16 protein-coding genes are annotated in these 17,787 nt (G+C 40.0%); 4 read left to right on the top strand and 12 right to left on the bottom strand.

Features of this window, described 5'->3' with window-relative positions; genetic code table 11:
• Nucleotides 1-193 precede the first annotated feature (193 nt).
• Genes modD through CBE70_RS08315 form a run of 5 tightly spaced genes read right to left on the bottom strand, consistent with a single transcriptional unit; the run spans nucleotide 194 to nucleotide 4,667 of the window.
• The gene (gene modD / locus CBE70_RS08335; protein ID WP_100158969.1) at nucleotides 194-1,042 is read right to left on the bottom strand and encodes a ModD protein; all 849 of its coding nucleotides are present in this window, start codon (nucleotides 1,040-1,042) and stop codon (nucleotides 194-196) included.
• Nucleotides 1,039-1,863 carry a class I SAM-dependent methyltransferase gene (locus CBE70_RS08330; protein WP_100158968.1) on the bottom strand — a complete coding sequence of 275 codons (825 nt, stop codon included), beginning with the start codon at nucleotides 1,861-1,863 and terminating at the stop codon, nucleotides 1,039-1,041. The genes modD and CBE70_RS08330 overlap by 4 nt, the downstream gene beginning before the upstream one ends.
• The gene (locus tag CBE70_RS08325) at nucleotides 1,850-2,644 is read right to left on the bottom strand and encodes an ABC transporter ATP-binding protein (RefSeq protein ID WP_100158967.1); all 795 of its coding nucleotides are present in this window, start codon (nucleotides 2,642-2,644) and stop codon (nucleotides 1,850-1,852) included. Before CBE70_RS08325 ends, CBE70_RS08330 begins: the two co-directional genes overlap by 14 nt.
• A complete protein-coding gene (locus tag CBE70_RS08320; protein WP_100158966.1) occupies nucleotides 2,641-3,639 on the bottom strand; it encodes a FecCD family ABC transporter permease in 999 nt (332 codons plus the stop codon). The genes CBE70_RS08325 and CBE70_RS08320 overlap by 4 nt, the downstream gene beginning before the upstream one ends.
• Nucleotides 3,636-4,667 carry an iron ABC transporter substrate-binding protein gene (locus CBE70_RS08315; protein ID WP_100158965.1) on the bottom strand — a complete coding sequence of 344 codons (1,032 nt, stop codon included), beginning with the start codon at nucleotides 4,665-4,667 and terminating at the stop codon, nucleotides 3,636-3,638. Before CBE70_RS08315 ends, CBE70_RS08320 begins: the two co-directional genes overlap by 4 nt.
• 231 nt (nucleotides 4,668-4,898) lie before the next feature.
• Between CBE70_RS08315 and gntR the strand changes: the two genes are divergently transcribed.
• From gntR to CBE70_RS08295, 4 genes are all read left to right on the top strand, one after another.
• Nucleotides 4,899-5,894 carry a gluconate operon transcriptional repressor GntR gene (gene gntR / locus CBE70_RS08310; protein ID WP_100158964.1) on the top strand — a complete coding sequence of 332 codons (996 nt, stop codon included), beginning with the start codon at nucleotides 4,899-4,901 and terminating at the stop codon, nucleotides 5,892-5,894.
• A gap of 289 nt (nucleotides 5,895-6,183) precedes the next feature.
• Nucleotides 6,184-6,738 (top strand): gluconokinase, encoded by a 555-nt coding sequence (gene gntK, locus CBE70_RS08305; protein WP_100158963.1) that lies wholly within the window; start codon nucleotides 6,184-6,186, stop codon nucleotides 6,736-6,738.
• Nucleotides 6,735-8,072 carry a gluconate transporter gene (gene gntU / locus CBE70_RS08300; protein WP_100158962.1) on the top strand — a complete coding sequence of 446 codons (1,338 nt, stop codon included), beginning with the start codon at nucleotides 6,735-6,737 and terminating at the stop codon, nucleotides 8,070-8,072. Before gntK ends, gntU begins: the two co-directional genes overlap by 4 nt.
• 146 nt (nucleotides 8,073-8,218) lie before the next feature.
• Complete coding sequence (locus tag CBE70_RS08295; protein ID WP_100158961.1) at nucleotides 8,219-9,157, top strand: methyl-accepting chemotaxis protein; 939 nt, start codon at nucleotides 8,219-8,221, stop codon at nucleotides 9,155-9,157.
• A 68-nt stretch (nucleotides 9,158-9,225) separates the two neighbouring features.
• On the opposite strand, the gene CBE70_RS08290 is transcribed toward CBE70_RS08295, so the two are convergent.
• The 7 genes from CBE70_RS08290 to CBE70_RS08260 form a co-directional block, all read right to left on the bottom strand.
• Nucleotides 9,226-10,458, bottom strand: a complete 1,233-nt coding sequence (locus CBE70_RS08290; RefSeq protein WP_100158960.1) for an SGNH/GDSL hydrolase family protein — start codon at nucleotides 10,456-10,458, stop codon at nucleotides 9,226-9,228.
• Complete coding sequence (locus tag CBE70_RS08285) at nucleotides 10,433-11,635, bottom strand: SGNH/GDSL hydrolase family protein (protein WP_100158959.1); 1,203 nt, start codon at nucleotides 11,633-11,635, stop codon at nucleotides 10,433-10,435. The genes CBE70_RS08290 and CBE70_RS08285 overlap by 26 nt, the downstream gene beginning before the upstream one ends.
• Nucleotides 11,622-13,040 (bottom strand): MBOAT family O-acyltransferase, encoded by a 1,419-nt coding sequence (locus CBE70_RS08280; RefSeq protein ID WP_100158958.1) that lies wholly within the window; start codon nucleotides 13,038-13,040, stop codon nucleotides 11,622-11,624. The genes CBE70_RS08285 and CBE70_RS08280 overlap by 14 nt, the downstream gene beginning before the upstream one ends.
• Before the next feature lie 163 nt (nucleotides 13,041-13,203).
• Entirely contained in the window at nucleotides 13,204-13,998 is a 795-nt protein-coding gene (locus tag CBE70_RS08275; RefSeq protein ID WP_100158957.1) for a protein bax, read from the bottom strand.
• 275 nt (nucleotides 13,999-14,273) lie between these two features.
• Nucleotides 14,274-15,428 carry a DUF4056 domain-containing protein gene (locus CBE70_RS08270; protein ID WP_100158956.1) on the bottom strand — a complete coding sequence of 385 codons (1,155 nt, stop codon included), beginning with the start codon at nucleotides 15,426-15,428 and terminating at the stop codon, nucleotides 14,274-14,276.
• Nucleotides 15,428-16,570 (bottom strand): BamA/TamA family outer membrane protein, encoded by a 1,143-nt coding sequence (locus CBE70_RS08265; protein WP_100158955.1) that lies wholly within the window; start codon nucleotides 16,568-16,570, stop codon nucleotides 15,428-15,430. Before CBE70_RS08265 ends, CBE70_RS08270 begins: the two co-directional genes overlap by 1 nt.
• Entirely contained in the window at nucleotides 16,570-17,565 is a 996-nt protein-coding gene (locus CBE70_RS08260) for a hypothetical protein (protein ID WP_100158954.1), read from the bottom strand. Before CBE70_RS08260 ends, CBE70_RS08265 begins: the two co-directional genes overlap by 1 nt.
• Between the last annotated feature and the right edge of the window lie 222 nt (nucleotides 17,566-17,787).

The raw sequence follows: 17,787 nt of genomic DNA, 5'->3' as shown, positions 1-17,787 counted from the left end.
AATATGTTAGCACTCGGTTTTGTTATAAAACAAAGCAACATAATGAAAATAAGAGAAGCACAGCAAAGATATTCCTCTATGCTACAGCAACCCTTTCCTTGTTAATTACTTTCCTTATTTTTCGCTTATGTTGTCTTTGTTTATTGTTGATTAAATAGGTAAATACTCACTTGTTGATAAGTTTTATTTTTATTTAATCTTTTGGGTAAAGACGAACTTTAATATCTGTCGGTGGTGCATAATAAGGCGCAGACGTCACCATTAGACGAATACCTGTCTGTGCGTATTTTTCAATGGTGTTTAGGTTAATCCCACCCGCCAAAGAAAGGTGGCAATGAGGCGCAATTTGAGGTGTTTCATGTTGAAGCAGAGCAATATCTTCAACAGAGAATTTATCAAGCTGTAAGATATCCGGCTGGGCTTTTAACGCTTCCCTTGCTTGCTCAATATCATCTGCTTCTACCACGATACATTTTTCAGGTGCCGCTTGGCGTAACTGTTTAACGTGTTGTGCCCAATTATCTGGCTCTGATAAAAATCGACGATGATTAGCGAAGAGTAAAATTGTTTCAGAACAACCTTGTCGATGGATAACACCCCCGCCAGCAAGTACGGCTTGTGTTGCCAGTAACTTGGTATTAGGAATGTTTTTACGGGTACAGGCAATTTGCCCTTGAGGTTGATAGCGGTGATAAATTTCCAGCATTTTTGCCATATAATCACTGACACCACAACTCCACTCAAGCACATTTTGCACCACTTTCCAGCCTTGATGCAGTGCATCAGCACGGCCTTCGGCGGTGATTAAACAATCACTAGCATCAGCAAAATCACCGTCTTGCCGATGTGCTGTTACTACTAATCCTAATTTTTCTAATAAACGGCAACCTAGTGTGATCCCACTGACACAGCCAGCTTGACGGCGTGTAAATGTCATTGTACCTAATTGATCACTTATATTCAGAGCGCGACTGGTTAAATCACCATACTGAATATCTTCCATCAATAAATTATCAAGAAAGGCGTCAGGGTAATAAATCATAGCGTTAACTCGCTTTCTGGTACGACGTCCCAAGAAACCATCGCCCAATCACGCGTAGGCGAAATCAGTGAAACACCGTTTTTAATGCTGTCATGATAGTAGTTCGTTAAACGAGTTATTTCATCTTCACTTAAAGGTCCTACGGAGAAGTTAATACCTTCGATAAATTGCTCAAGGCTATTGAAATTACTTTGGCAATTACGGCTACGGATATAATCCACTTTAGGGTGAATGCCCATTTGGTTAAGCATATTTACTGCATAAATGTAGGTTGGTAGCGTAGGAACATCTCGACCCAGTAAGCGAATAATGCGTTGATCAACAAAAGTTGGGGATACGGTGTGGGTAGTATAGACACGTAATTTCGCTTGGCGATTAAGTTTGATTAACGCAGCTTTTAAATCCATCACTAAGGTTGAGCGTGAAGCGACCGCAATATCACAACGAGGAAGTGCATCCCAGCTATCTTCCCATGAGCAAGTAATAAAGTCGGCGTGATTGATGCCTGCTTGTTCTGCTCTACGTTTAGCCACAGCGAGCATACCTGTACTGTAATCAATACCGATGGTTTTCTTGAATTTATCCGCAACATGAATGCTGATAGATCCAGGGCCACAACCCACATCTAACAGCGTTTCAGCACCCGTAAAATCCATCATTTCACGAAACTTGATTAAATAAGGATCGTTAGGATTGGCACAGGTTTCAGCCATTTTTTCAGCGCGTTTATCCCAATGTTCAGGCTCTTTTTTGGTTCTTTCAGCCTGTACCATGTGGTTTTTATAAAGTTCAGCAAAATCCGTGGTTTCAATTGTGTTCATATTCTTGCCTATGGTCATTTTTATTATCAGAGTAGGCGTGAAAATGCGCCTGAATATCTGTGGGTTTTACACCATAAAGGTGCGCTAAATTATCGGGTGTGAGCAAAATGTCTGGTCTATCTTGCAAAACGTGAGTATGTGGTGTGAGCAAAATAACATCATCAGCCAATGAAGCGGCATGTTGTGGATGGTGTGTTGACATAAAAACACTGATCCCCAACGCTTTTAATGCCTTAACTTGGGTAAGCAGTTTAATTTGATTACCAAAATCAAGGCTGGCTGCGGGTTCATCCATAATCAGTAATTGGGGTTGCTGCACTAAAGCACGAGCAATCAAGACCATCTGTTTTTCACCGCCACTTAAGGTATCAAAGGTTCGATGAGCAAGATGAGAAAGCGAGAGCATTTCTAAGGTTTCCATCGCCATTGTTTTATCTTGAGTGCTGGGCATAGAGAAAAAAGATAAATGCGCACCTCGACCCATCACCACCATATCAATCACATTGAAAGAAAAGGGAATGTGTGTGGCTTGAGGTACATAAGCCACTACTTTTGCCAACTCAGTTGGTGACCACTCACTTAGTGTTTTACCTGCAATATTAATCTCACCATCGATACAAGGTATTAGCCCTAACAGCGTTCGCATCAGTGTGGTTTTTCCACAGCCATTGGCACCTAATAAGCAAATGATTTGCCCTTGTTCAATGTGGAATGAGAGATCTTTAATTAAGATTTTGCCTTTATAGCCAATGGCGAGATGCTTTGCGTTGGCGATGATCATGGGCTTTTCCTTGTTCTAAGTAATAACATCAGGAAGAAAGGTGCACCAATCGCAGAGGTTAAAATACCTAATGGGAGTTCAATATTGGCAATTGTACGAGCTAATGTGTCCGTAATTAACAACATAATAGCTCCCACAAGTAAGGAAACAGGTAGTTGTTGACTGAAGTTAGCGCCCACTAACAATCTTGCAATATGGGGAACAATTAAGCCGAGCCAACCAATAATGCCTGCAATAGAAACAGCACTTGCGGTTATCAATGTGGCTGACAAAATAAAGACCAATCGTGTGACTTCAACATTTAAACCTAAGGCTCTCGCTTCTTCATCAGAGAGGCTCAGAATGTTCATACGCCAACGTAGTAAAATCAGCGGAATAAAGCCGAGAAGCATTAATGGCGCCACAGACAATAAATCAGAAGCTGTAATAGTTGAAAGCCCGCCTAAAAGCCAAAAGGTGATTGATGGTAATTGCGTATAAGGATCAGCGAGAATTTTCATTAATGAGATCGCGGAGCCACATAACGCACTAATCGCAATACCAACCAATACAAGCGAAAGGACAGGATCGTGTTGTTTAGCAAGCCTTGCAATAAAGTAGACTAAGGCAACCGTTGCCAAACCGCCTGCAAAGGCAAATAGTTGAATAGACAACATTGATTGCCCAAGGAAAATACCTAAAACCGCGCCCACTCCAGCACCTGATGAAACCCCAAGAATATCAGGTGATACCAAAGGATTACGGAACATTCCTTGATAAGCAGCACCCGCAATCGCAAGCCCGCCACCAATTAAGATAGCCGCCAGAACACGAGGAAATCTTATTTGCCAAAAGACGGTTTCAGTACGGCTATACTCTATATTGCCCGTTAATTTATTACTTACCAGTGTCCACAGTTCATTAGCAGTAAGTGAATACTTACCACTAGTGATTGCAATTAACGCAACGATGGAAAATACCGCAAATAAAAGCGTGATGCGTACTGATTGACTCATGAATACCCCAGCAATTGCTGACATTGTTCAGCACTTAATTGCGTATGGTAAAAATGAGCAAAGTAATTTTGTAGATCTTGGGCGGCTTGTTTTTCTATTCGGGCGTCAAAATGGCTCTGTAAACGACGCATCCCCATTAAACGGTTGATACCCGGAGGACCATCTAACCAACCAAATGGTAAGCCTTTAAACAGTAATACTTTGTTGTTTTTAACAGCTTGGATGCTTTTCCATACAGAGTCTTGCATAATTTGCTGATAGGCATTTTCATCTTGTGTGATGATAATTTCAGGATCCCACATTAACAGTTGTTCTGGTGAAACATCTGTTAATCCCGTGAAATTAGGAATATCTACCACATTTTCAAAGCCTAATGTTTCAATTGCTTCAGTATGGATAGAGCTTCTTGCACCCGTTTGTAACCCTTTCGCACCACGAGCAAGGTAAAAACGAGGGCTTGTTTTTTGTGTAGAAGCAAACAAGGCAGCATCACTCAGATATTGCTCTGCAATGAGTGCTAATGTTTCAGCTCTTTCTGCAACACCTAATAAAGCCCCTGTTTGACGTAACTGAGCTGGGCTATCTTTTAATGTGCCATCAATTAGCACATAAGGTACACCAGTTTGATCCGAAACACGTTTCGCTAATGAACGATAAGTTTCATCCACATTGCCACTATCAATAATGATATCGGGCTCTAACGTCAGTAAAGCTTCTAAAGAGAGTGTGCTTCCTCGCCCTGATAAGCGTCCTAAACGAGGTAATTTGCGTAGTTCATCTGAAAATAAAGGGCTTTTTTCTAAATTAAGTGAGGAAAACCCCAATAATTTTTCAGGCGCTAATGCGAGTAACAATTGATCAGTAGGCGGCCCTGCACTTATCACGCGATGGATAGCGGTTGATGCCGGAACATGACCAAATTGTGCTGCAATACGTGAGGTTATTGCGGCTCTTACAGAATGTGGAAGTGCTGATAATGTCGCAATGGTTGTGAGGTAAGTTAGAAATTGTCGTCTACGGATCGCCATAAGTTCACACTGTTTATTGTTTTATATTGGTATCGTTGTTTCATTTATTATATAGCGAAGAATACTATATTTCCTTTGGCTTAAGTCAAGGGATCATCAGTCAAAATCAAATCTAAGCACACATCTGAAAAACTTTATTCGAAATAGTGTATAACCTAGGGCTATAATCAGCGTTCTTGGAAAATTAAAGCGCGTATTAATACGAGTGTTTTTGGATAGTTGCGATATAAAATGAAGAAAAAACGCCCCTCATTACAGGATGTAGCTTCGCGAGTTGGTGTTACCAAAATGACTGTGAGTCGTTTTTTGCGTAACCCTGAACAAGTCTCTGAAGCTTTACGAGAAAAAATTGCGCGTGAATTAGAGAGCCTTAATTATATTCCTAATCGCGCTCCTGATATTTTATCTAATTCGACCAGTCATGCGATTGGGGTATTACTACCTTCTTTAACTAACCAAGTTTTTGCCGAAGTTATTCGCGGTATTGAGTCAGTGACCGATAAATATGGTTATCAAACCATGTTAGCGCACTATGGATATCGTGCTGAAAAAGAAGAAGAGCGCCTGCTTTCATTACTCTCTTATAATATTGATGGGCTTATTCTTGCTGAAAGAACGCATACACCAAAGACGATGAAAATGTTAGAAACCGCGGGTATTCCAGTGGTGGAAATCATGGATAGCGTTTCGCCTTGTTTTGATTCTGCGGTGGGGTTAGATAACGTTGATGCTTCAAAACAGATGGTCAATGAGATGATCAAACGTGGATGTAAACGCGTTATTTACCTTGGCGCAAGACAGGATGAACGAACCTTAATGCGTTTAAACGGTTATGAGAAAGCAATGCAAAATGCGGGTTTACCTGTTGGTAATGTGATGACGCCAAAAAGCTCATCTTATTCATTAGGGGCTGAATTATTACATGCTGCACGTAAGCAATATCCTGATTTAGACGGACTTTATTGCACCAATGATGATATTGCAATTGGTGCTGTTTTTGAGTGTCAACGTTTAGGTATTTCTGTGCCAGAGGATATTGCGATATCGGGCTTCCACGGACATGATGTTGGACAAGTGATGACACCTCGTCTGGCGAGTATCTTTACCCCTCGTGATGAAATGGGGCAACAAGCGGCTGATTTATTGCTTAAACGAATGAAAGGCAAAATTGCGCGAGGACAAGTGATTGATGTGGGTTTTCGCATTATTACTGGTGAAAGCATATAACCAATTAACTAGTTGATTATATTTAAATTTATTTTTATCTAACCCTATTGTTATATGATTAACAGTAGGGTTTTTTATTGCGCCTTAATAAGGCAATCTTGAGTTACTTATTCGATATTTTGTTGTCAGTTTGTAGATCATCTTACTTTCATTTGAGAGTCGCTTCACATTTTCACTCCTTAGTTGATCTTCGTTGTTGTATTTACCTTCCCACTTCGGATATGTTACCCGTAACAGTTACGGGTAACATTACAAAAAAGACTTAATATCTGCCTTAAAGGAGCATTCTATGAACGATACCCAATCCCTACACCATGTTTTTATCTTAATGGGGGTATCAGGCAGCGGTAAATCTGCGGTCGCAAGTGGTGTAGCACAACGTACAGGTGCTGCATTTTTGGACGGTGATTTCCTCCATCCTCGCTCAAATATTACTAAAATGGCATCAGGTCACGCTTTAAATGATGAAGATCGTAAGCCTTGGCTACAAGCATTAAATGATGCCGCATTTGCAATGCAAAGAACCAATAATATTTCGCTAATTGTTTGTTCTGCATTGAAAAAACAATATCGCGATATGTTAAGAGACGGCAATCAATGCCTGCACTTTTTATATTTAAAAGGTGACTACGAGCTAATTGAAAGCCGCTTAAAAGCACGTAAAGGGCACTTCTTTAAACCTCAAATGTTAGTGACTCAATTTGAAACCTTAGAAGAGCCAACAAAAGCTGAAAACGATGTGTATGAAATTGATATTTCAATGCCACTTGATGATGTGATTGAAAGTGCAATTAATAAGATAAATTCAGTCACTCAAGGGACTCTTGAAGGGGAAACAGTATGAGTACATTAACGCTCGTGCTAACTGCGGTTGGCTCGGTTTTATTACTGCTCTTTTTTGTGATGTATGCGCGTTTACATGCCTTTATCGCATTAATGATCGTGGCCATTGGTGCGGGTATTTTCTCTGGTATGCCTTTGGAGAAAATCACACAAACCATGCAAAATGGTATGGGGGGTACGTTAGGTTTCCTCTCAATCGTCGTCGCGCTAGGGGCAATGTTTGGTAAGGTGCTACATGAAACAGGGGCATTAGACCAAATTGCAGTGCGATTATTAAAATACTTTGGTGAGAAACGAGCCAACTACGCATTAGGTATTGCAGGTTTAATCTGTGCTTTACCTCTGTTTTTTGACGTTGCCGTTGTCTTGTTAATTGGTGTTGTATTTGCTGTTGCTCGTCGTACTGGTGGCAATGTGGTGAAAATGGCTATCCCTCTCTTTGCGGGTGTCGCAGGTGCAGCTGCCTTCTTATTGCCAGGGCCAACACCAATGCTGTTAGCTGACCAAATGAATGCTGATTTTGGTTGGATGATCTTAATTGGTCTGTGTGCGGCTATTCCGGGAATGTTATTAGCAGGCCCTATCTTCGGTAACTTTATTAGTCGTTACGTCACATTAGAATTACCAAAAGATTTGTCAGAACCAAGTTTAGGTCAAAACAAAATGCCTTCTTTTGGTTTCAGTCTTGCACTTGTGTTATTACCTTTAGTCTTAGTGGGATGTAAAACCATTGGTGCGCGTTTCGTTGAGAAAGGCTCAGAGCTGTACAATATCCTTGAATTTGTTGGTCATCCTTTTATCGCTATTCTTGTGGCTTGTTTAGTGGCTATTTATGGTTTAGCAATTCGCCGTGGTATGAGCAAAGAAAAAGTGATGGAAATTTGTTCTGCTGCAATCCAACCAGCGGGGATCATTTTACTGGTAACAGGAGCTGGTGGCGTCTTTAAACAAGTATTAGTCGATTCAGGTGTGGGTCCTGCATTAGGGAATGCGTTAATTGGTGCCGGTATGCCAATCGCAGTAGCGTGTTTTATTCTGGCAGGCGCAGTACGTGTTATTCAAGGATCAGCTACGGTTGCTTGTTTAACTGCAGTTGGTTTAGTTTTACCTGTTATCAATGAACTGGGCTACAGTGGCGCTCAAATGGCGGCATTATCAATCTGTATTGCGGGTGGCTCTATTATTCTTAGCCACGTTAATGATTCAGGTTTCTGGTTATTTGGTAAATTTACTGGTGCGACAGAAGCACAAACCTTAAAAACATGGTCATTAATGGAAACTATTCTTGGCACAACAGGTGCTGTCGTAGGTATGATTTTCTTCGCTTTTTTATAAAATTGAATCTTTATTTTCTTGTAATTAGCGCGTCTTTTGACGCGCTTTTTTTCATTGCTATAAATGACTATGAAATGTGACAGAAAATACCCCGTTTCTCATTAATCTATAGGTTTATTTAGTGGGCAAACTAGGATTGTTATTTTATGGTTGACTATAATTCGCTTTTTATTAAACACACGGATTGTAATATTCATACAATCACGCTTATACGTGATTCGATTTTAGCATCAAGCAATAAGCTACAAGATAAGCTGAATTTACTTGATGAGATGGAACATCTATTCAGCAAGATGCTAGATAATTCGCGTTTATTAACTCAATTTTTAAATGAAGTGGATACACATTTTACGCATAGCCGAGAAGAGATAGAAAATTTCTCAGGTTGGCTAAAAAAAATTAAAGAGAGCGCCAGCAACATTGATAGGCTTTCTAGTCAGGCGAACCTTTTATCAATAAATTCAGCGATTGAAGCAGGGCATATAGGGCGAGAGGGTGCAGGATTTTCAGTCTTAGCCCAAGAGATGAAAAAGTTGTCATTAGAGATCCAAAAACAAGCTTCTTCTATTGCCAGCATTAATAATAATTTAGGTGCTCGCTTTATTCCCGTTAAAGAAACCACAGAAAAAAACCAACAGCAGGTTCAACAAATAAAAATACAGGTTGAAGAAGGGCATCAAAATTTAACATCATTGTCAGAGCAAGCGAGTGAGCTTAAACATATTTTTACCTTTATTTCGATGCAGCAATTTTTTAATACCGTCAAACTTGATCATGTTTTATGGAAAGAAGCTATTTATATCCACTTATTAAATAATGATGATGAGCACTGTGTTAATCAGCATACAGAGTGCCGTTTAGGGAAATGGTATTATCAAGGTGATGGTAAAAAATTTGCAAAAACTGACGCCTTTCGTCGCTTAGAAGAACCCCATAAATTAGTGCATGAATGTGGTCGTTTAGCATTAAAGGCCAATATAGAAGATAATCAAGAAGCGGTTGCACACTATATAGAGAAAATGGAACAAGCCAGCGTTGATGTTATTAAATATGTCGATGTTTTATTAAATTCAGATAATTACTAACCTGATGAATAAAATAAGAAAAATAAAAAGGAGCGATAAGCTCCTTTTTATGTGTTAAACAGCGTGGATCAGCCTTTGTTTATTAAGGTATTCAATTGGCTATAAAGTGTATTTGCACTGCTTTCATAACCTTCACGAGAAAGATGAACACCATCAGGTCTTGCTAAATCATACAGCGCCCATGCTTTTATCGAACATTCGCCCCCCATATAATCACGCCAATCCCAAAAGAGCGTTTTCTCTTGTTGAGCCACTTCTTTTTGAATTCTGATAATATCGCTTAGCCATTGAGGCTGTTGTGAGCGACAGTCAAGAGCTTCTTTATTCTTGATTGAGTCAGAAGGCCCAATTAATAAAATGGCGCTATTGGGAGCTTGTTGGCGAATTTGGCGAATTTTATCCGTAAGCTGTTGGCGATAGGCGTTCAAATCGAAAGTGTCATTAAACGCTTCATTTGTGCCATACGCTAAAATCACCATATCAGGGTTTAATTGACCTAGTGTTTCAGTCCATTGTGTACCCCATTTATCCATCATATTGATAGTGGCACCATTGATGCCTAATGAGGAAAGCATTACGCCAGGCTGTTGATTAGTGATCAACCAACCGCCTAATTTAACAGACTGATTTTTGCTGACGGTAATACTAACAGGGAATGTCATGGCTGTTGGGTTTGAAAACTGCCATTTACCTTGCGTTTGCGATAATGAAAGCACTTTATTTGTTGATGATTGTACATTCATTTGTGCTGCTGTTGGGGCTTTATAGAGCGCTTGCAATTGATAACGTTGCTGAGTGACTGGGTTTTCAGATAACTGTAATTTTGCCCATTTAGCTTGAGGTTCACTGATAAAGCCCCCTAATGGGAAATCAGGATCGCTATCTTTTCTGCTTGAAAGCAGTGTCCATGCTTTTTTGTCACTCTGGTATTGTACGTTTGCAATACGCTGACCTGCGATATTCGTCGGAGGAATAAAACCAATACCGCCATTACCATAGTCAGCCTGAAAACGTTCACGCAACTTACCACTGAAAAAATCAGCCGCAGTATGGGAATCCCCTAACTGAACAATGTGTACAGTTTGGCGGCCTTGCTGTAATTTCTTAACAAAGCCCGCAAAGTGAGGATCATGATAGTTATAAAGCTGTCTTGAACCATCAGCAGGTAATACTGTTGGTGTGGGTAGCTTTACTGTTTTTTCAGTGTCTTGGTTACAAGCAACTAAGAGTGAAACTAAAGCCAGTATGATTGAGCTACTGACTAAGGTTTTACGCTCAAGGATGTGCGTTATTTGTTTCATTTACAATAACCGTGTTTTTATCTTTTACATCATCGACTGCATTATCTTCTTTAATTTCTTCTTGAAGATGAATACGTGAGAATACGTGTTGCGCAATAATTTGCTGACCTTTTAAGCTAAAATGAATGCCATCACCGGCTCTTAACTTAACACGACTACTACCGTCACCCATATAATCAGAATAAATATCTTTTTCATATTTAAACATATCATTGACGGAAAGGTAAATTTCACCCATTTTCTCAGCTTCTTCGCGGTAAAGTTTGTCAAGATATGCCATGCCATCAGATAATTTTTGTTTGCGCATATTAGGCGGCCCAACCCAAATAACCGTAACATTATTCTGTCGGGCATTTTCTATAATACTGGCAATGCGCGCACGATAAGTTGATTCCCATGCTTCACTGGCAAATTTTAAGTAACGCCCACCGCCATCGGGTGGCATATCCCAAGGATCGTTAGGACCTAAAAAGACCACCAGTAATTTAATGGTGTCGTCACTGGCTAAACGTGTTGCGATAGTTTGTGGCCAATTGAAAAAGCGTGGATAAGCAAGCCCTGTACTTTGTTTACTTAAATCAATACTGCTGATGTTGTAATCCGTTTGCAGTTGGCGTTTAAGTAACGGCGCGACACCTTGCATCATTGAATCACCGGCAAATAAAACTTTATCTTTTGGAGATAGGATAATTTCTGTTTTTTGGACGATAGGTTTTAAGGCTTCTAATGCCGCATCAGAGACGTCGGTGACAGTATGGTAAGGTAAACCTCCCATGGCTTGTTTACGCTCTAATAATTGAGGAAAGCGTTGCGTTAATTGTGATGCTGGTCGCGTGTAACCATTAAAGAAGTGCAGACCAACAGCAAAGCCCTCTGGAAGTTGTTCTGGTGCTGACGTTTGTACAACAGGTTTTGCCTGATTATCAGGATGGTTAACCCGTAGATAATCGCCATAGCTTTCTACTGCGATAAATACTCCATCACGTAGTTGCCCACCCACTTCCCAAGCATAATAGTGAGAGAGCCCAGACCAAGGTGCAGGGCGGTGATATTGTTGCTGCCAAAAGCGCTCTAGCGATGTTTGGTTTAGCCAAATCAACAAGATGGTACTAAAAAGTACCATTAAAGCGACTTTTGCTGTCTTCTTTAAGTTTGAGCAGAAATCAAAAGCTGGCATAAATAAATCCTGGCACCCCATCTGGAGACAACATAAAAATAATCGTGAGGATCAACGCAAGTGGTAGAGGATAAACATACCACGGTACTTTTTTCTCAAGACGCGCCACGATATCCCTTAAGGTCACAAAGCAAGGGTAAAGTAAGAAAAGTCCCCAGAACATAAAGAGCGTTAAGCCTTCAGCTTGTAATGAAGCCCAAGCACCTGCACTAAAGAGTTGTTGTATCAGAACAAAAGCATCTCCAACTGTTTGGCTGCGGAAAAAGATCCAAGCAAAGCAAACAAAGTGGAACGTGATAATCCATGACAACAACATATTTAACGAAGATAGCGCAGTGGGTGGCGCATTTTTCTTCACAGGGAACAGGCGGTGTTTAATATTTAATAACACCACACCAATACCGTGAATGGCACCCCAAATAATAAAGGTCATTGCTGCACCATGCCACAATCCTGAAATTACCATCGCAGCAAAGGCATTGAAGTTTTGTCTAATGACTCCTTTCCGATTTCCCCCTAAAGGAATATAGACGTAATCGCGAATAAAGGTAGATAGACTGATATGCCAACGGCGCCAGAAATCAGCGAGGTTGATTGCTAAATACGGTGCATTAAAGTTACGAGGCACGACAAAGCCGAGTAATAAGGCAATACCTGTCACAAGATTGGTATAACCCGAAAAGTTAAAGTAGATATGCCATGCGTAGGCATAAATAGCCGTTAACACTTGTCCGCTTTGTGCTAAATCAGGTGCATTGAATACTGGATCAACATAGTTTGTTGAGAACCAACCACTTAACCAAAAGAGTTTTGCGATAGCCAAAACAATCAGCATTATCGCCCCTTTATAGTCAATAATTTTTCGTGTCGGTGCCTGAATTTGCGGTAGAAACTCTTTAGCACGATTAATAGGCCCTGCCACAATGCTTGGGAAAAAGCATAAGTAGAGGACAACATCGAGTACGGGCGCTTTAGGTATTTCTTTTCGACATACCGAAACCACATAACTGACGGAGTGGAAAATATAGAAAGAAAGCCCTAATGGTGCCAGCAACTCAATAAGAGGAAGCTCAATACTGAGTCCCCATTGTTGGAAGGCTTGGGTTAGCGTTTCTTGGAAAAATGAATAGTATTTAAAGGCGGTAAAGTAAACAGCAACTAATAATCCCAACAACCAATAAATTACTTTAGAGGAGGTGTACTTAGTTAATATATTCGCCAGTAAATAAATAAAGAGAGTGTAACTTAATAAGATAATCGCAGGACGATAGTCCGCATAAAAGAGAAAAGCATAACTAACTGTAATCAGTAGAATATTTTGGATCTTAACTTGCTTTTGAAAGAGCCAGTATAGAATAAAAAAGCTAACAAAGGCTCCGAGAAACTCGAATGAAAAAAAATTCATAAATGGCTCTAAGGGTGTGATTTAAAAGTCATACCAAACGTGTTACCACATATATTATGAATTCTAAGCGGGCTTTCAATCAAAAGATTGCCTAGAGATAAATAAAAGCCACTTTTCTCTAGGAAGAAAAGTGGCTTTTTAGACTATGAAAGCCTGTTAAGGCTTAACTTTCTTGCTTCGACTGTAACTGAACTTGGGTGATCAGTTTTTTATTTGAGTCGAACATTTCGGTCAGATAATCGTTATAACTTGAACCCAATTCTGAGTAACCTTTCAAGTCAGAGATTAACTGGCGAGAGTCGAGTTGCTGTTGCGTCATTCTTTGCTGTGCTCTTGAGGAGCGCAATGAATTATAGGCGCGGTGCGTATTAAGATTACGCATATAAGCAATCACAGAGCCTTCAATATCAGGGTAGGCTGCATAGCCTTTGGTTTTCCCTGGTACATTATTGCAAGACTGACTCCCACATCGCATACCGAATAAGTTATTATTTTGCTGTGCCAACTTCGATGTACCCCAACCTGATTCTGTTGCGGCTTGCGTTGCGACAAAGTGTGTCGGAATTATATCAACGCGAGTCAGTAAAGAATCCCAATTTACTTTTTTGGGGCTGGTACATGTAACGCCATAGTATTGACAGATCTCACGCAGTTTTTTTAACTCTGCGCTGCCCCAGTGCTGGGCTTTACGTTGAGCGAGCAACCACTCACGATCTTTTAAAATCTTATTATTAACATTGTCAATAATAGGAACTACGACATTTAAAAACGCTTTCTTACGCTGCGTTCCCGATGGGTATCTTTTCAAATCTGGCAACGGTGTTGACGTGCTTTTGAAAGAATACGCCTGCAGCATTTGGGAACTGCCGGTACTGGTTGAAGCAAAGCTTACACCAGTAAAGAGTAGTGAAATCAAGAAAGCGAAGACGGCACTTGTCCTCATCAATTGAGAGGGCATTGCTTCTCCTCGTTTAACTGGATAAAAATCGAACGAATACTAGCAAATTACTTTTTTCATAGCTACAAAATATCGCCTCACATTAGGATAACTACGAGTGATTTGTTAAGAAAATGTATATGCTTTACTGGAACGTCTCGTTTTATAATCGCTTTTTTCTTTTAACAAAAAGTGCTTTTTTTGCTTAAACTTAAATTTATCTTATGTAAAAAGGTGCCACTTAACCCAAATTTAGTAAAAATAAGGGTTTCTAATGTGTCAATTTTGTTTGTTATTTAGTCAATTTTTGTTGTTTTTGGTCGAGTTTTATTATCAATTTCACGAGCTTTTTCTGTTAAATCAGTAAAATCCGCTTCACGCCAATAGGTTTTAGGGTGAGGTAAATTTGCCATATGCTCTGTTGGTAAAAGCTGAAATTCTGCTAATTGTTCTAAAACGTAACCAGAATAAGCACTAGGTAATGTGAGGTAGTGTGGCGATGCAGTTTCCTCAAAAGGTAACACTGGATAGCGTTTGTCAGAGAGATGATAATCACGCATTAAAACGAGAAACTTGTCAGGAACTCGTTGCTGGCTATCCCACCATTGTCCATCAATAACATCAAACCACTGCTGCGTAAATTGACGAGGCTGGGCGTCTAATTGGTACAGTGCAGAAGGAATAATACCCTGCATTGATTGATTATAGTGCTCAAGGCTGGTGGCGTGACCATTAAGAATTAAGGTAAGCGAAAGCCGTGCGCCAATTAAGTTAGAGTAGAGATCTTCAGGCGAGAATGCCGAGATACCTTCTGAAAAACCGGGTACAGAACGAAAACCATACCATTGTGCAATTTCATGCCACACAGCAAGGCGATAGCCTAATCTCGCTGCAAGGTAAGCACTTAGGGTATAACGCTGCGCCTCATTTTGGGGTGGTGTAAAAGCATTAAAGTGAATTCTACGTTGTGCCAATTCATCACTTAGCGTTAAGGTCCACTCTTGGCCTAACTTTGGATAGATATGGCTAAAGAGATAATAAGTGTAATCCGCCGTATCACGAATATGAGCGATATCAAGAAATCCCCCTTTATGGGAATAAATTAAGCCTGATCTTTCACTTCCTAAGCCTAATACTGCCCCTGTACCTAGCCAAAAACTATCGTTATAACGATGATTGCCCAATGCAGAGGCTTCAACAACGTTATCAATACGATAAAAAGGAATTGGTATTTCGAATGCTTTAACTTTTAAGTCGTAACCAAAAGCACAGCAAGGTCTTAAGCCATTAGGTGCAGTCAGAGGGGGCGGTGTTTGCCAAACTTGTACGGCTTCTTCGTGGGTGACACTTTCAAGATTGGCATGAATGGAATTAACAGGTGCGACTTGAGTGCAACCTGCAATAAATAAGAAGAAGACAATGGTGTTAATAAAAAGAAAACGCTTGAACATCAAAATGCTTCACCTACTTGAAAATAGAATCCAGTACTTTCTTTACCTATACCAAAATCGAGGCGCACATTCATACGTGGTTTAAACTCAAACCGATAACCAATACCGACACTAGGTAGCCAATGGCCTTCACCTAAATCACGGGCTTGATCGCTTAGTGTTCCACCGCCGACCCAAAGTGCAATGCCATGGCGCCAATCGAGTTTTTGACGGTACTCAACTTGGGTTGAAAAAACATGATTATCTTGATATCGCCCCTCGTAATAGCCCCGCATCTGGTGCCCATTACTTAACTTAGAAAGTTGGCTCCAAGGTACATTGCCCGATGTAAAACGTGCATAATTATCAAATGCCAATACCGCATTATCACTTAAAGGATAGTAGTAGTTATATTGTATTTGTGTCGCATTAAAACGATTATTACTGCCAGTATCTGGAGAATAATGTGTATAGCTGATATCAAAAGCCTGACCTTGATAAGCATTAGGCAAAAAATCACGACTATCGTAAGTAAAACGAACACTTAATCCAGAGCTTGTGGTGCGTAATGGCAAATGGTGCTTATCCATATAGCCTTTAAAAAGAGCATCAGGTGCAGCAGCCTGTAAATTTGAATAATCCCAGCCTAAGCCTATATAGGTGTTTTTGGTAATTTGACGAAGTAAAGTGGGAGTAAGACGCAATTCTTGAGAGCGATACTCGCCTAAATGATCTTTTACTCGCCCTTCGTGATAACCCTCACCCCAATAATTAGTTGGCACATTATTTAATGTTCCTGTGAGATAAAAGCGCCAAGTATCATCCGCAAGATAAGTGTAGTTGCTAAAGGTCATACCAAAAGCACCTGTTGATGAACCAAAGCCACTTAACGAGAGAGAAGAGATTTTGCTATCAGGGCGACTATCGGCTTGATAAAGCCCGACAAGTGCAATTCCCACCCCAAACTCTAATTCTGGCGTATAGAAAGGCCCTGGCAAAATACCCCAGTCGATGGTTTTACTGCGGTCGAAGTTGTTTTCTCCCCCTAATCCAACTAACCATTGGTCTATTTGTTGTCTGTCAGGAAAGAGTTGTGCTTGTGCTGTGTGTGAAGTAAAGAGGCTGGCAAATGCCAGCCCAAAAATAAACGGGTATTTAACCATTAAAAACGGAACTCACCTGAAACAAGGAAGCTATTACGATTATTAAAACCAAACTCTGTGATCACATTAAAATTACGCGTTAATTCTAAACGCGCACCCAAAGTTTGGTTCCACTTGTGCGCAAGGTGTTGTTCAACATCGAATTTGATATTACCCATCATTGATGGAGGTAAGATATTCATCATGCCATCAAGTTCGTCAGGTAAATTTAATCTGCTAACATCCCCTTTAAAACGTTGTGTAATATCTTGATACATCGCACCTGTCCAAACTTGTAATTTAGTATTACCTTGTCCAGAGATCAGTGGTGAAAAGACAAATTCATAACCGACACGAGGTGTAATCACTAACGCTTTAATATCACCATCTAAAATATCAAGATTCGTTTTGGTGTAGTTTAAATCAAAAGTACCAAAAAATTGATTATAGCCACCCGCTAAAGTAAAGCCGCCACCAAAGGATTTACCTTCATAATTTAAATCAAATGGCAAATCATTAGCAATTTCTTGCCCACCTAAAGTCACAGCATTTAGTTGAGCATGAGAAGAACCTTTTGTTTTCCCATAAATACCGTAAACGTTCATAAATGGGAAAACCCAAGTATCAAGTTTGAGCATGTGTGATTCATTACTACTACGAGTATGACCAACATCGACACCGACAATTGAAAGAATATTTTGTCCTAATGCTTTGTCAGAACCAAAAGCAATCTTATCGACAATAACGTCTTGACGTAAATTCATATAGTTATAGCCAATACCAAAAGGTTCTGGCAAATCATAACCACGGGCGCGAGCTTCATCGCCCCAAATCGGTAAAACACGAGATTGGCTGGCTGGGGTACGAGTATCTAACGAACCTTCGTTATTTAAAGCAGTGCCACCTGATTGGCTTACACTTAAAGAGAGCAGAGGGCGATCGCTATCAGCATAAGAAAAGCCAGTCGCAAGAAGAGAGGCAGTTAACACCACCTTATTTAAATTGGAAAAGTTCATACATAACCCACAGAAAATGTTTAAAAAGAAAGTAGTAAGTAAAAGAGTAGTCGCAAATTTTAATCTTTTTCTAATTAATGGTCACCAGCTATAAGTGCGATATACAGTAAGAGATGCTTATATTCTTCGTTATCATAGGATTATTAGGGGTTTATTAAGAGAAAAGCGCGATATTTTCTAAGCTAATCTTAATAAAAGTAGAAGATCTTTTTATAAAGAATA

This window comes from Proteus columbae (genome assembly GCF_002777965.1).
Lineage (GTDB): Bacteria > Pseudomonadota > Gammaproteobacteria > Enterobacterales > Enterobacteriaceae > Proteus > Proteus columbae.
Note: the sequence above shows the minus strand (reverse complement) of the source record. Positions and strands in the feature narration are given on the sequence as shown.

Bases quoted from the DNA above. Each gene is read 5' to 3' on its own strand.
- CBE70_RS08280 (WP_100158958.1), bottom strand. From the start codon at position 13,040: ATGAATTTTTTTTCATTCGAGTTTCTCGGAGCCTTTGTTAGCTTTTTT.
- CBE70_RS08290 (WP_100158960.1), bottom strand. From the start codon at position 10,458: ATGAAACAAATAACGCACATCCTTGAGCGTAAAACCTTAGTCAGTAGC.
- CBE70_RS08285 (WP_100158959.1), bottom strand. From the start codon at position 11,635: ATGCCAGCTTTTGATTTCTGCTCAAACTTAAAGAAGACAGCAAAAGTC.
- CBE70_RS08270 (WP_100158956.1), bottom strand. From the start codon at position 15,428: ATGTTCAAGCGTTTTCTTTTTATTAACACCATTGTCTTCTTCTTATTT.
- gntR (WP_100158964.1), top strand. From the start codon at position 4,899: ATGAAGAAAAAACGCCCCTCATTACAGGATGTAGCTTCGCGAGTTGGT.
- CBE70_RS08320 (WP_100158966.1), bottom strand. From the start codon at position 3,639: ATGAGTCAATCAGTACGCATCACGCTTTTATTTGCGGTATTTTCCATC.
- CBE70_RS08265 (WP_100158955.1), bottom strand. From the start codon at position 16,570: ATGGTTAAATACCCGTTTATTTTTGGGCTGGCATTTGCCAGCCTCTTT.
- CBE70_RS08260 (WP_100158954.1), bottom strand. From the start codon at position 17,565: ATGAACTTTTCCAATTTAAATAAGGTGGTGTTAACTGCCTCTCTTCTT.
- CBE70_RS08325 (WP_100158967.1), bottom strand. From the start codon at position 2,644: ATGATCATCGCCAACGCAAAGCATCTCGCCATTGGCTATAAAGGCAAA.
- CBE70_RS08275 (WP_100158957.1), bottom strand. From the start codon at position 13,998: ATGCCCTCTCAATTGATGAGGACAAGTGCCGTCTTCGCTTTCTTGATT.
- CBE70_RS08295 (WP_100158961.1), top strand. From the start codon at position 8,219: ATGGTTGACTATAATTCGCTTTTTATTAAACACACGGATTGTAATATT.
- modD (WP_100158969.1), bottom strand. From the start codon at position 1,042: ATGATTTATTACCCTGACGCCTTTCTTGATAATTTATTGATGGAAGAT.
- CBE70_RS08315 (WP_100158965.1), bottom strand. From the start codon at position 4,667: ATGGCGATCCGTAGACGACAATTTCTAACTTACCTCACAACCATTGCG.
- CBE70_RS08330 (WP_100158968.1), bottom strand. From the start codon at position 1,863: ATGAACACAATTGAAACCACGGATTTTGCTGAACTTTATAAAAACCAC.
- gntK (WP_100158963.1), top strand. From the start codon at position 6,184: ATGAACGATACCCAATCCCTACACCATGTTTTTATCTTAATGGGGGTA.
- gntU (WP_100158962.1), top strand. From the start codon at position 6,735: ATGAGTACATTAACGCTCGTGCTAACTGCGGTTGGCTCGGTTTTATTA.